This is a genomic window from Peribacillus sp. SIMBA_075 (assembly GCF_046534585.1).
Genome location: NZ_JAWRYN010000001.1, coordinates 133837 through 148218 on the forward strand (window position 1 = coordinate 133837; position 14382 = coordinate 148218).

Genomic DNA, 14382 nt, shown 5'->3' on the forward strand with positions numbered 1-14382 from the left:
TAAATGAAAAAAGAAAAGAGCATCGAGAAATTATTAAACTTTTAAAACATAAATCGACAGAAGTAAAAGGGAGCAGGATAGACTCTAAGACAGTATTGAAAATATCAATAGCTGTTTTTCTACAAAAAGGGTAAAAATGACTGAAAAACTCTTAAGTTTTCAGTACAAAAAGTGACACACTTTCTTAGGGCAGGTACGCTATACTTTTTGCTAGTGGAAGGTTAGCTCATAAAAGGAGGGTAGGTATTTGACCTTATATTTAGATGTGATCTGGTTATTGAATTGGTTATTTGACTGCCTCCTTTTATATTGGACCGCCATCATCCTCAAACGAAGGGTAGCTCTTTGGCGGGTATGCATCGGCGGGCTGATAGGCTCCCTCATTATCGTATTGGCATTCACTCCTTTTTATGCAATTGCCGACCGAGTGTACATGAAGATTTTAGTATCCCTGGTCATGGTGCTGGCAACCTTTGGGTTTAATAGGTTAAAACTTTTTATGAAATCGGTGGCCACCTTATATTTTGTGACGTTTTTATCGGGAGGAATCCTTCTTGGACTTCACTACCTATTTGAATTTCAAATCGTTTCCAAGGACCCTGGCCAATATGCAGGAATCAATCGTTTCGGTGACCCTGTCAGCTGGATATTTGTAATGATTGGCTTCCCGCTCGCTTGGCAATTTTCCAAGAGGACACTTGAAGGGATGGAGATGACAAAGCTTTCGCATGAACAAATGGTTTCGGTCTCGGTTAAAATTTCTGACTTTGAAGGTACGTTTCATGGATTGGTGGATAGCGGCAATCAATTATATGATCCGATTACACGTTCCCCAGTCATGATCATTTCACTTTCAGGCGGGGAAGCGGGAATTCCAGACGATATGCTAGAGCTCTTTAAAAACCCTGATAACCTGATTAGCCAGGAAGTACAGCCCGAGTATTCATGGACTGGTAGAATGCGTGTCATCCCTTTTAAAGTCGTTGGTCATGAACACCAGCTGTTAACCGCAATCAAACCGGATTACATTAAAATCTTAAAAGGAGAAAAAGAATATCATGTTAAGCAGGGTCTCGTATCGTTTACCTTTCAGCAACTCTCTCCCGACAATAGCTATCAATCTATCGTTCATCCGAAAATGTTAACCGGGATACCGGTGCAAAATGCCTCCTGAACTTTTTGATTCACTCTAAATTTAGACCCATAATCCGTTTATTAGAAGGGAGAATTATTTTGAAGAAATTCATTCTTCGGCTCACTTATTTTTGGTACAAACTATTGTTCAAGCTCGGATTGAAAACGGACGAAATATTTTATATAGGAGGGAGTGAGGCACTGCCACCGCCCCTTTCAAAGGAAGAAGAGGCAATTCTGATCAATAAATTACCCAAGGGCGATGAAGCTGCACGATCGATCTTAATTGAACGGAATTTAAGGCTGGTTGTTTATATTGCCAGGAAATTTGAAAATACGGGCATCAATATTGAAGATTTAATTAGCATTGGTACCATAGGTTTGATCAAAGCTGTGAATACATTCAATCCTGAAAAGAAAATTAAACTCGCTACATATGCTTCGAGATGCATCGAGAATGAAATATTAATGTATTTACGAAGAAATAATAAAATCCGTTCTGAAGTTTCTTTTGATGAACCCCTGAATATTGATTGGGATGGAAATGAACTTCTGTTATCCGATGTTCTTGGGACTGACGATGACATTATCACGAAAGACCTCGAGGCAAACGTTGACCGCAAGCTGTTGACGAAAGCACTTACGCAGTTATCCGAGCGTGAAAAACAGATAATGGAACTCCGGTTTGGACTTGCAGGCGGAGAAGAAAAAACCCAAAAGGATGTTGCCGATATGCTGGGGATTTCCCAATCTTACATTTCACGTTTGGAAAAAAGGATTATTAAGAGGCTTCGAAAAGAATTTAATAAAATGGTGTAAAAAAATAAAGTGGATAAACGCCAATTAAATCAATACTTTGGCAGCCATAATGAAAAATAATGGTGATTTTCAGTTCTAGCCATGTGCATATTTTTTCCTCCCGCGGAAATACTGTTTTTTGTACAGCGCTCCTGTGAGGAGGGAATAATTTTGTCTCGTAATAAGGTTGAAATCTGCGGTGTGGATACATCAAAATTACCGGTTTTAAAGAATGAAGAAATGAGAAAACTCTTCAAAGAACTTCAAAATGGCGATATTTCAGCAAGAGAGAAACTGGTAAACGGGAATCTTCGACTCGTTCTAAGCGTCATTCAACGCTTCAACAATCGGGGAGAGTATGTAGATGATCTATTTCAGGTAGGCTGTATAGGGTTGATGAAGTCGATAGATAACTTTGACCTAGGTCAAAATGTTAAGTTTTCAACGTATGCTGTACCGATGATTATTGGAGAAATCAGAAGATATCTTCGTGACAATAATCCTATTCGGGTATCCCGTTCTTTGAGAGACATCGCTTACAAAGCTTTACAGGTAAAAGAAAAGCTCATAAGCCAGACCCTTCGTGAGCCGACAGCTGAAGAAATCGCCAAGGTGTTGGAAGTACCTCATGAAGAAATTGTTTTTGCATTAGATGCTATACAAGATCCAGTTTCCCTTTTTGAACCGATTTATAATGATGGCGGGGATCCGATTTATGTACTCGACCAACTGAGTGATGAAAAAAATAAAGATAGTACCTGGATTGATGAGATAGCTATAAATGAAGGAATGAGACGGTTGAATGACCGGGAAAAAATGATCCTTCGCAAACGTTTCTTCCAAGGGAAGACGCAAATGGAGGTAGCCGAGGAAATTGGCATTTCACAAGCGCAGGTATCCCGATTGGAAAAAGCGGCAATCAAGCAAATGAATAAAAATATCCAACAGTAGAAGCTGGACATGAGAAAAAGTTAGCTGAAGCGGGTAGGGCAAATGCCGATTACCCGCTTATCAGTAACTTTTCCATAGCGGCTTTTTTATTTTGTGAAAAACCCCTTTCAGAAGGTAAGTCATGAAATGAATGGACGTTTATTTATCGTATTCTTCATCCTTGAGTGAATCATGTCATATACATAGGAATAGGACCAACATCTATGATGAAATTTTGAGGAGCTGAGTGATGTGACCAGGATTTCCGAATTTCAAATTAAGGATATCGTCAATATAGCGGATGGAAAGAAACTAGGTAATATGTCAGATCTTGAAATCAATACGTCCACAGGGAAAATAGAGGCCATCATCGTTTCAAATGGAACAAGGCTAATGGGCTTCTTCGGCAGGGAACAGGATATAGTAATCCCATGGCGCAAAATAAAAAAAATAGGTGCGGATGTCATTCTTGTTGAACATCAGACAGTATTTCAAGCTGAGCTGAAAGATGAACGGTTTTAAAGGTACATGGCGCAAATATATGATACACTAGACTAAAAAATAAAGAGGTTAAAGGATGAAAGAGCCATTTGTTTTAATAAAAGACCAATATATGCTCATTGACAGCTGGAGACAACAAAATCTCCAGCTCGTAGCGGGCTTCACCACAAAGAATGGGGGAGTCAGTTCAGGGGATTTCCAAGCATTGAATACCGGTTTTCATGTCAAGGATAAGCTTGAAGATGTCCAGGGAAACCGCAGGATTTTAGCCGATAAGCTGTTGTTTCCGCTTAATGAATGGGTAGGGGCCGAGCAGACGCATGAAACGAAAATCCATCATGTTACCGAACGCGATGGCGGGAGGGGTTCAATGGATTATGATTCAGCCTTTAAGGCAACTGACGGATTCTATACGAAGGATCAAAATGTTTTATTGACTCTTTGCTATGCGGACTGTGTGCCTTTATACTTTCTTGCTCCGGCACATGGTTTGATTGGGGTGGCACATGCCGGCTGGAAGGGTACCGTTAATGGAATTGCACGAAAAATGGTTGAGGCATGGCTAAATGAGGGTATAAAGGCAACGGAGATATTTGCTGTTATTGGGCCGTCGATTTGTTCTAAGTGCTATGTAGTTGATGCTAAAGTCATCGATTTAGTGCAGAATTTGCTGGTAGATAATGACGAAAAGCCCTATAATTTAATCAGTGAAGGACAATATCGATTGGATCTTAAGCAACTTAATGCATTGATTCTTCAAAAATCAGGAATTCCAAAAAGTCAGATCGACGTTTCATCATACTGTACAAGCTGTGATCATGAATTGTTTTTTTCACATCGCCGCGATAACGGAAAGACAGGTAGATTGATGAGTTTTATCGGTTGGAAGGAGGATTTAGGGTAACAGTGAAAGTAGTGGACAATTTAAAAAACATCGAAGAAAAAATAAATATAGCATGTGAAAATAGTGGCAGGGACCGTGAAGGTATAAAGTTAATCGCAGTGACAAAATATGTTTCGGTCGAGAGAGCAAAGGAAGCATTGGAAGCGGGAATAAGCGATTTGGGTGAAAACCGTGACGAAGGGCTATTGAATAAATATGAAGTGCTGAAGGACAAGCCCAACTGGCATTATATTGGCTCCATGCAAACACGCAAAGTAAAAAATGTCATCGATAAAATTGCGTATATCCATTCATTGGATCGCATTTCTTTGGCAGAAGAAATTCAAAAACGCGCAAATGAGCCGATAAACTGTTTAGTGCAGGTGAACGTTTCAGGTGAAGAATCAAAACATGGCTTGAATCCTGAAGCGACAATGGATTTCATAAAAGGGTTATCTCATTTTGATAAGGTGAATGTTGCAGGATTGATGACGATGGCTCCATTGACTGATGATCAACAGGTTTTGCGGGAGTGCTTCCGGAAACTAAAGGGCATCCAGGTGGAAATACAAAATGCCGGTTTGAAGCATGCTCCCTGCACTGAATTGTCCATGGGGATGTCCAATGATTTTATGATTGCCATTGAGGAAGGCGCTACAATGATTAGGATTGGTACTGCACTTGTAGGCGAATAATTTTAAGGAGGTACGCTATAGATGTCGTTCGTATCAAAATTTAAATCTTATTTCGCGCTGGATGATGAGTATGAGTACAAGGATGAAGAGTTGGAAGAAGAGGAGGATGAACCTAAAGCCGTGAAGTCAGCTAAACAACAGCAGCCCGCTTCTGCAGGGAATAATACCAATCAGAATATCGTAAGTTTGCAAAGCGTACAGAAATCTTCTAAAGTAGTATTATTGGAGCCTCGAGCTTATGCAGAAGCCCAGGAGGTAGCTGACCATTTAAAAAATAGACGTGCAGTAGTTGTGAACCTTCAACGAATCCAGCATGATCAAGGAAAGCGAATCATCGATTTTCTAAGTGGGACTGTCTATGCAATCAGCGGGGACATCCAAAAAATCGGAACAGATATATTCTTATGTACCCCGGACAACGTCGATGTTTCCGGTAATATTACCGGCTTCGCCGCCGATGAGGAGTACGAAGAAGCGAGGTGGTAATGGTTAATGGGTTTAGTGCTTCAAGGTTTATATTATTTAATTGAAATTTATTCAATGGCATTAATCGTTTACATATTGATGTCATGGTTCCCCAACGCAAGGGAGACATCGATTGGTCAATTCCTGGAAAAGATTTGCGAACCGTATTTAGAACCGTTCAGAAAGTTCATACCGCCACTTGGCATGATTGATCTTTCACCGCTTGTGGCCCTGCTGGTGCTTAACTTTGCCAGCGGTTATGGAATCTATTACCTACAGACTTTAATAGGATGATCAACAACAATTAACCTAACATGCATATTACTACACAGTCGGAAAATTTCCGCCTGTGTAGTAGCAACGAAGTACAATTTAATCAATTCCTTATGATCGACCATTAATTTGATAACTAAGGAGCATTTATTCAATCATGAGTATTTATCAGCATTTCAGGCCGGAGGAAAAAGATTTTATTGATCAGGCAATGAATTGGATCGATCAGGTCAAGAATTCCTACGCTCCGAAACTATCTGATTTTCTTGATCCGCGCCAGCAGGAAATCCTTACTTCCTTATTAGGGAATGATCCGGATGCAAAACTGCAATTTAATGGCGGGAGCGATTTCGTAGAGCGAAAGCGTGTGCTCATTTACCCTGATTATTACTCTCCTGAACCATCGGATTTCAATATCTCCTTATACGATATCTCCTATCCAAAAAAGTTTGTTACGCTTGAACATAGGCAAATACTTGGAACCTTGATGTCACTAGGGGTAAAACGTGAAAAATTTGGTGATATAATAGTGACGGAGGAGCATATTCAATTTATCGCTGCCGGAGAGATGGATTTATACCTCACAGGAAACCTGGAGAAAATAGGTAGCGCTTCCGTTTCGATCAAAAGGCTTCCAATCGAGAATATCATCCAAGTTAATGAAAAATGGGATGAGCAAGTCACCACAGTCAGTTCCCTTAGGCTTGACAGTGTGCTATCGTCCGTCCTGAATATATCCCGTCAAAAAACCCAGGCCTTGATAACATCAGGAAAAGTAAAGGTTAATTTCAAGCAAACGGAAAACGTCTCGGAAGAATGCCGTGAGGGTGATACACTTTCAATCAGAGGTTTTGGCAGATGTAAAATAGCTTCAATTGATGGGAAAACCAAGAAGGATAAGTGGAGAATCTCGTTAGGCAGACAAAAATAATTCAATATCAAGCAGGATTCATACATTTATTGTCGAATATAGAGTTTTAACATACTAGAGTAGAAACCGTTCTGGAGGTGCCGTAATGCCCTTAACCCCGATAGATATACATAACAAGGAATTTAACAAAGTATTTCGAGGGTATGATGAAGATGAAGTAAATGAATTTCTCGATCAGGTCATTAAGGATTATGAATTGATTTTGAGAGAGAAGAAAGAACTTGAGGATAAGCTGAACGAGACTTATGATCGTTTGGGACATTTTACGACAATCGAGGGTACACTTAATAAGTCGATTATTGTCGCACAAGAGGCAGCGGAAGAATTAAGGCGCAATGCCCAAAAAGAAGCGAAACTGATCATAAAGGAAGCAGAGAAAAATGCGGACCGGATCGTCAATGAGTCACTTGTGAAAGCAAGGAAAATAGCGATGGATATCGAAGATTTGAAAAAGCAATCCAAAGTATTCCGGACACGTTTTAAAATGCTTGTCGGAGCGCAGCTGGATTTGCTGGACAATGACGATTGGGACCACCTGCTGGATTATGAAGTAGATGCGACTGAAATAGAATTAAATGAGAAAGTGGAAGAGGAAATTTAAACGATTCCTTGACTTTGAACACTTTTTTCGCATATAATTTTTTAACAATACTATTCATTATGACATTAGACGATGACAGGGAAAGTAAATTCTTCACACACTTATTTTTAGCGAACCGGGGATGGTGAAAGCCCGGAATAAGCGAAGATATTGAAGATCACCCTTGAGTTCTGAGTTGAACCTGCTTTTGCAGAAAGTAAATGAAGCGTTTCATTCACGTTACGAATGCTCGAGAGGTTGGATTCACTTTGTGAATCTTTCTAACCAGGGTGGTACCGCGGGAAGCAAAGCTTTCTCGTCCCTTTTTTAGGGATGAGAGGGCTTTTTATTTTGGCCGGATATCAAGTCATCGGTTCGAATGAATTTTTATAAAGATGGATGGAGGATTTTATAATGGAATACAAAGATACCTTATTGATGCCTAAAACTGAATTTCCAATGCGGGGGAATTTACCGAAACGTGAGCCGGAAATCCAAGAAAAATGGAATGAAATGAACATTTATAAAAAAGTGCAAGAACAAACGGAAGGACGGCCTTTATTCATTTTGCATGATGGACCACCATATGCTAACGGCGATATCCATATGGGCCATGCAATGAATAAGGTTTTAAAGGATTTCATTGTCCGATTTAAATCGATGAGCGGTTTTCAAGCACCGTATGTACCTGGCTGGGATACGCATGGGCTTCCAATCGAAACGGCATTGACAAAAAAAGGCGTGAAACGGAAAGAAATGAGCGTTGCCGAATTCAGAAAGCTTTGTGAAGAATATGCTTATGTTCAGATTAACAATCAACGTGAGCAGTTTAAGAGAATTGGGGTCCGTGGTGATTGGGATAATCCTTATATCACATTAAAGCCTGAATATGAAGCACAGCAAATCAAGGTCTTCGGTGAAATGGCGAAAAAAGGCTATATTTATAAAGGGAAAAAACCTGTTTACTGGTCTCCATCAAGTGAATCGGCCCTTGCCGAAGCTGAAATTGAGTATCAAGACAAACGTTCTGCATCGATCTATGTTGCTTTTGAAGTCACAGATGGCAAAGGTGTAATCGAAGAAGGCGTAAAGATCATCATCTGGACAACAACTCCTTGGACGATCCCGGCTAACCTTGGTATCTCATTGCATCCGCAATTAAATTACGTAGTAGTGGCTGTCGAAAATGAAAAATTCTTAATTGCCGAAGCGCTACTTGAATCGGTTACAGAAACTTTAGGCTGGGATAACCCGTCTATCTTGAAAACAGTAAAAGGGAGCGAGTTGGACCGCGCTGTTGCCAAACATCCTCTTTATGACCGCGAATCTTTAGTGATGTTGGGTGAGCACGTAACAACTGAAGCTGGTACGGGTTGTGTTCATACTGCACCTGGACATGGTGAAGATGACTTTATCATTGGGCAAAAATACGGCTTGGACGTACTTTGTCCTGTAGATGAAAAAGGGGTCATGACGGAAGAGGCAGGAGAATTTGCTGGATTATTTTATGATCAAGCGAATAAACCAATTACTGAAAAATTAACAGAAGCAGGCGCGTTATTGAACTTGACGTTCATTACACACTCTTATCCACATGACTGGCGGACGAAGAAACCAACGATCTTCCGTGCAACGGCACAATGGTTCGCCTCAATCAAAGACTTCCGCAGTGAACTTCTGGAAGCAATTGAAGAAACAAAATGGGTACCCGCTTGGGGTGAAACGCGCCTATTCAATATGGTCCGTGACCGCGGGGATTGGTGTATTTCCCGTCAACGTGCATGGGGCGTGCCAATTCCAGTCATTTATGCAGAAAATGGCGAGCCGATCATTACGGATGAAACCATCAACCATATTTCAAACCTATTCCGCGAACACGGTTCAAACATCTGGTTTGAGCGTGAAGCGAAAGATCTTCTGCCTGAAGGCTATACACATGAAGGCAGCCCGAATGGTATCTTTACAAAAGAAACGGATATCATGGATGTATGGTTCGACTCCGGTTCTTCTCATCAGGCAGTACTTGAAGAAAGAGATGACCTGCAGCGGCCTGCTGATCTTTATTTAGAAGGTTCCGATCAATACCGCGGCTGGTTTAACTCATCACTTTCAACAGGTGTTGCGGTCACAGGCAAAGCGCCATATAAAGGCGTGCTGAGCCACGGGTTCGCATTGGATGGCGAAGGTCGTAAAATGAGTAAGTCGATTGGGAACGTCGTCCTGCCATCTAAGGTCATGAACCAACTTGGTGCAGATATTTTACGCCTTTGGGTTGCTTCGGTGGATTACCAATCGGATGTCAGGGTTTCCGATCCTATTTTAAAACAAGTTTCTGAAGTGTACCGGAAAATCCGTAATACATTCCGCTTCTTGTTAGGGAACTTGGATGGATTCAATCCAGAAACCGATAAAGTGGCAGTCCAAGAATTACCTGAAGTCGACCGTTACATGCTAGTTAAATTGAATAAGCTGATCACACAATCGAAGCTAAGTTATGAAAATTATGAGTTTGCCACAATTTATAATATGGTCAATAATTTCTGCACACAGGATTTAAGTTCGTTCTACCTTGATTATGCGAAAGACATTCTTTATTGTGAAGCACCAAATGGAAAAGAGCGTTTGGCCATTCAAACGGTTCTTTACGAATCATTGGTCAGCTTAACGAAATTGGTGTCACCAATCCTCTCTCATACAGCTGATGAAGTATGGGCTTTCATTCCGGGAGTGACGGAAGAAAGTGTACAGTTGACATTGATGCCTAAGGAAATTTCCATCGATGATGCTGAAATCATTGAAGAAAAATGGACGGCGTTCATGAATGTCCGTGATAATGTACTGAAAGCATTAGAAGAAGCCCGGAACCAAAAAGTCATCGGAAAATCGCTGAACGCAAAAGTGATGGTATATGTTAATGAAGAAACGAAGAATTTGCTCGATAGCATTAAGGAAAGCTTTGAACAGTTATTCATCGTTTCCGAATTTGAAATCGCTGGCAATGTTGCAAATGCCCCGGCAGAAGCGGTTAAACTAGAGGATATAGCGATCCTTGTTACAAAAGCAGAAGGTGAAACGTGTGAACGTTGCTGGAATGTTTCGAAAGAAGTAGGTCAAGTGGAAGAACATCCAACACTTTGCCCACGTTGTGCAACAGTCGTGAAGAAGCATTATGTGAATCAATAATTCCAATAGGAAGGCCGGTCCCTTATTAAGGGACCGGCTTTTTTGTGGGAAAGAGAACAGAAAGGGCTGTAAGCATCCTACATTAGGGAATGTTGACTTTTTCTTCATTATCCAATATTATCCGTACTATAAAAAACAGACTTCTGTTTTTCGTATTAGTTATTATTTCTAGTTTATGCTACAATTCAAAAGTGAAGATTTGATTAGTTTGGGGGAAAAAGTGTGTTTTATTATTTAATAGCCCTTTTGGTCATAGCTTTCGATCAGCTGACAAAATGGATGATTGTGCAAAAAATGGAGTACGGAGAAAGCATTGAAATTATTGAAAACCTTCTATATATCACCTCGCATCGTAATCGTGGGGCAGCATGGGGAATTCTACAAGGTCAAATGTGGTTTTTCTACATCATCACCATCGCTGTCATTATTGGACTTGTCTATTATATTCAGAAGATGGCGAAGGAAAGCCGTTTGCTTGGAGTTGCACTTGCTCTCATGCTAGGCGGTGCGATTGGTAATTTCATCGATCGTGTTGCTCGTCAGGAAGTAGTGGATTTCGTTCATACCTATATTTTCAGCTACAGTTTCCCGGTATTTAATGTTGCTGATGCTTCGCTTTCAATTGGTGTCGGATTGCTCGTGATTCATATGTTTTTAGAAGAAAAAAAAGCTAAGGAGAAAGATAATGGATAAAAGGTTATACAGCATCGATGAAACACTAAAAGGAGTTAGGATTGATAAGGCTCTTTCCACTTTGAATGAGGAATGGTCACGTACTCAGGTCCAGCAATGGATTAAAGATGACCATGTTTTAGTAAATGGCTCGGCTATAAAGACGAATTACAAAGCGGTTCCTGGCGATACGATTGAAGTGACGATTCCTGAACTTGAGGAATTGGATGCAGTAGCAGAGGAAATGAATTTGGATATCTATTATGAAGATGCTGATGTACTCGTGGTTAATAAACCGAGCGGTATGGTCGTCCACCCAGCACCTGGACATGTATCAGGCACGCTTGTAAATGGCTTGATGGCTCACTGCAACGATCTTTCTGGAATCAACGGTGTGATGCGACCTGGAATCGTCCATCGAATCGACAAAGATACATCAGGTCTATTGATGGTTGCAAAAAATGATATGGCACATGAAAAACTTGTGCAGCAGCTTGTTGACAAAACGGTTACCCGTAAGTATCAAGCTGTAGTTCATGGAGTGATCCCTCATGACTTCGGAACAATTGATGCACCGATTGGCCGGGATAAAAAGGATCGCCAAAGCATGACTGTCACAGATTCAAATTCCAAAAATGCTGTTACACATTTCCGGGTCATTGAACGTTTCAAAGACTTCACTTTGGTGGAATGCCAGCTTGAAACAGGCAGGACGCATCAAATCCGTGTTCACATGAAATACATTGGGTTCCCACTTGCCGGAGATCCGAAATATGGTCCGAAAAAGACCCTGAAATTAGATGGACAAGCATTGCACGCCGGTCTTCTGGGTTTCATTCATCCACGTACAAATGAGTATATGGAGTTCGAAGCTCCGATTCCGGAAGAGTTTGAAAATCTAATTAATCAATTGCGTAGAAGTAAGGATTGACAAATACGTTTTTCTGATATATTATAATAACAACTTAATAAGAACCTTTAACACAGTTCAGAGAGACTGAGAAGGAAACGGATGCGCTAATTGGGATAATTCTACCCATGGCGATAAAATCCTCATGCCTTCTTGGCATGAGGATTTTTTTATTGAAGAAAACCAATCAGAAATAGGGAATCGGGGTGGCCGACATGTTGAATGAGAAAGCCATAGTACTTGATGAACAGGCCATTAGCAGAGCCTTGACGAGAATTGCCCATGAAATTATTGAAAAAAATAAGGGTATTGAAAATTGCGTCTTAATCGGGATCCGTACACGCGGGATTTTCCTCGCCGACCGGCTTGCAAAGCGCATCAATCAAATAGAAGGTAAGGAAATAGAGCTGGGTGAACTGGATATTACACTTTATCGCGATGACCTCTCGAAAAAGTCCAATGATGGGGAACCCGTAGTAAAAGGTTCAGACATTCCGGTCAATATCAGCAACAAGAAAGTGATTTTAGTGGATGATGTTCTTTTTACCGGCAGAACCGTTAGAGCGGCAATGGATGCTCTGGTGGATTTGGGAAGACCTTCGCAAATCCAGCTCGCGGTATTAGTTGACAGGGGACATAGGGAACTGCCGATACGTGCGGATTTCGTCGGAAAAAACGTTCCGACTTCCCAATCTGAAAAAATTACAGTAACCTTAACAGAAGTAGATGAAATAGATCAAGTCACTATATTAGAAAAATAAACAACATGAAAATTTCATAACCCTTTTAAAGACAGTCCAGAGAGGCTGGCAAAGGGAGTCAATCGGGAGAGTTGTGTCTATGTATAGGCATTCCGCCTTCTGAGAAACCCTCTTTGTATAACTGCAAAGAGGGTTTTTGCAGTCTTGATGCAATTTTCATGAGGGGGATTCGGAAATGGAAGAAACAAAAAGGGACATCGTACTGGATGTCGAGGACGTGCCAAAGGCTGGCCAGTGGATAACGTTAAGCATCCAGCATTTGTTCGCCATGTTCGGAGCAACGGTACTGGTTCCATTCTTGGTTGGGTTAAGCCCGGCGGTAGCACTGGTTTCAAGCGGATTAGGAACACTTTCATACTTATTGATTACCAAAGGTCAGATTCCTGCATATCTCGGTTCATCTTTTGCCTTCATTACGCCAATCATCGCGGCAAAGGCTTTAGGAGGACCGGAAGCGGCCATGATCGGCTGTTTTGCAGCAGGGTTCATATATGGGATAGTAGCTTTGATTATCCAAAAAGTAGGATTGCGCTGGCTAATGAATTTGCTTCCTCCGGTTGTGGTTGGCCCAGTTATCATTGTAATCGGGTTAAGCCTCGCTGGAACGGCCGTGGACATGGCGATGTATGATCCGCAAAAAAATTACAGTGTCACTTATATTATAATAGCGCTAATAACTTTAGCGGTAACCATCATCTGCAACGTGTTCTTTAAGGGATTCATTAACTTGATTCCTATATTAATGGGAATAATAGTTGGCTACAGCTGTTCAGCAGTTGCGGGAATTATAGATTATGAACCAATTAAATCTGCACAATGGTGGGAAATGCCGAAATTCATGTTTCCTTATATAACCTATACACCGACCTTCTCATGGGAAGTCATTGCGATCATGGTCCCTGTGGCCGTCGTCACTTTATCAGAACATATCGGGCACCAGATGGTACTGAGCAAAGTAGTCGGAAGAAATTTTTTGGAAAAGCCCGGTTTGCATCGCTCGATTTTAGGAGATGGGGCAGGAATCATGATTGGTTCCTTAATCGGTGGGCCACCGCTCACATCGTACGGTGAAAATATTGGGGTCCTGACCATGACAAAGGCATTTAGTGTTTATATCATCGGGGGGGCAGCGTTAACTGCAATCATCTTTGGCTTTAACGGTAAGATTTCAGCAGTCATCAGCTCGATACCTACAGCAGTGATGGGCGGCATTTCCATCTTACTCTTCGGAATCATCGCATCAAGTGGCCTAAGGATGCTGATTGATAATAAGGTTGATTTTGACAAGAAAAGAAACCTGATGATAGCTTCAGTCATACTGGTGTTAGGTATCGGAGGCGCGTTTGTACAACTATCGGAAACAGTATCGCTTTCCGGCATGGCACTTTCAGCCATCGTCGGGATCCTTCTTAACTTGATTCTTCCGGACCGGGAAAAAATATCCGGAGACATCTTTGAAAAATAAGTGAAACTGCATCAAAACAATAGATCACCTTTTAAAAGAAGTCCAGAGAGGCTTAAAAGGGTGTTGCTATAAAGATGAATGAGAACGGGATAAAATGATGAACCATTCCTCGTACTCACAATTCTTTATGACCTACACCCTATCCTTAATGGCGGGGTGTTTTTTTATCCCCCGCATCACAAATGTGAAGGGAGCAGGATC

At 41.1% G+C, this 14382-nt stretch carries 15 protein-coding genes and 1 other annotated feature; all 15 genes read left to right on the forward strand.

Annotation, left to right across the window (positions count from 1 at the left end; all coding sequences use genetic code 11):
* The first annotated feature begins 247 nt into the window (after positions 1–247).
* A complete protein-coding gene (gene spoIIGA, locus SB775_RS00720; protein WP_089362416.1) occupies positions 248–1174 on the forward strand; it encodes a sigma-E processing peptidase SpoIIGA in 927 nt (308 codons plus the stop codon).
* A 59-nt stretch (positions 1175–1233) separates the two neighbouring features.
* The gene (sigE, locus tag SB775_RS00725) at positions 1234–1953 is read left to right on the forward strand and encodes an RNA polymerase sporulation sigma factor SigE (protein WP_053345247.1); all 720 of its coding nucleotides are present in this window, start codon (positions 1234–1236) and stop codon (positions 1951–1953) included.
* A 150-nt stretch (positions 1954–2103) separates the two neighbouring features.
* A complete protein-coding gene (gene sigG / locus SB775_RS00730) occupies positions 2104–2883 on the forward strand; it encodes an RNA polymerase sporulation sigma factor SigG (protein ID WP_061462336.1) in 780 nt (259 codons plus the stop codon).
* Between the two features lie 231 nt (positions 2884–3114).
* Complete coding sequence (locus SB775_RS00735) at positions 3115–3384, forward strand: YlmC/YmxH family sporulation protein (protein WP_061462337.1); 270 nt, start codon at positions 3115–3117, stop codon at positions 3382–3384.
* A gap of 55 nt (positions 3385–3439) precedes the next feature.
* On the forward strand, positions 3440–4267 hold the full coding sequence (pgeF, locus tag SB775_RS00740; protein WP_410860254.1) for a peptidoglycan editing factor PgeF: 828 nt from the start codon (positions 3440–3442) through the stop codon (positions 4265–4267).
* Positions 4268–4269: 2 nt separating this feature from the next.
* Positions 4270–4941 (forward strand): YggS family pyridoxal phosphate-dependent enzyme, encoded by a 672-nt coding sequence (locus SB775_RS00745; RefSeq protein ID WP_410860255.1) that lies wholly within the window; start codon positions 4270–4272, stop codon positions 4939–4941.
* 21 nt (positions 4942–4962) lie between these two features.
* Positions 4963–5427 carry a cell division protein SepF gene (locus tag SB775_RS00750; protein WP_410860256.1) on the forward strand — a complete coding sequence of 155 codons (465 nt, stop codon included), beginning with the start codon at positions 4963–4965 and terminating at the stop codon, positions 5425–5427.
* 6 nt (positions 5428–5433) lie between these two features.
* Positions 5434–5700, forward strand: a complete 267-nt coding sequence (locus SB775_RS00755) for a YggT family protein (protein ID WP_034313862.1) — start codon at positions 5434–5436, stop codon at positions 5698–5700.
* A 136-nt stretch (positions 5701–5836) separates the two neighbouring features.
* Positions 5837–6610 carry a YlmH family RNA-binding protein gene (locus SB775_RS00760; protein WP_410860257.1) on the forward strand — a complete coding sequence of 258 codons (774 nt, stop codon included), beginning with the start codon at positions 5837–5839 and terminating at the stop codon, positions 6608–6610.
* A gap of 85 nt (positions 6611–6695) precedes the next feature.
* Complete coding sequence (locus SB775_RS00765; protein WP_061462342.1) at positions 6696–7211, forward strand: DivIVA domain-containing protein; 516 nt, start codon at positions 6696–6698, stop codon at positions 7209–7211.
* Between the two features lie 63 nt (positions 7212–7274).
* Positions 7275–7517, forward strand: a binding site (T-box leader).
* A gap of 87 nt (positions 7518–7604) precedes the next feature.
* Entirely contained in the window at positions 7605–10373 is a 2769-nt protein-coding gene (ileS, locus tag SB775_RS00770) for an isoleucine--tRNA ligase (protein WP_089362417.1), read from the forward strand.
* A gap of 222 nt (positions 10374–10595) precedes the next feature.
* Positions 10596–11066, forward strand: a complete 471-nt coding sequence (gene lspA, locus SB775_RS00775; protein ID WP_061462344.1) for a signal peptidase II — start codon at positions 10596–10598, stop codon at positions 11064–11066.
* Entirely contained in the window at positions 11059–11976 is a 918-nt protein-coding gene (locus SB775_RS00780; protein WP_410860259.1) for an RluA family pseudouridine synthase, read from the forward strand. The genes lspA and SB775_RS00780 overlap by 8 nt, the downstream gene beginning before the upstream one ends.
* 194 nt (positions 11977–12170) lie before the next feature.
* Positions 12171–12716: a bifunctional pyr operon transcriptional regulator/uracil phosphoribosyltransferase PyrR gene (gene pyrR / locus SB775_RS00785; RefSeq protein ID WP_061462346.1), complete on the forward strand. Its 546-nt coding sequence runs from the start codon at positions 12171–12173 to the stop codon at positions 12714–12716.
* Positions 12717–12891: 175 nt separating this feature from the next.
* The gene (locus SB775_RS00790) at positions 12892–14181 is read left to right on the forward strand and encodes a solute carrier family 23 protein (protein WP_089362419.1); all 1290 of its coding nucleotides are present in this window, start codon (positions 12892–12894) and stop codon (positions 14179–14181) included.
* Positions 14182–14382: the final 201 nt, after the last annotated feature.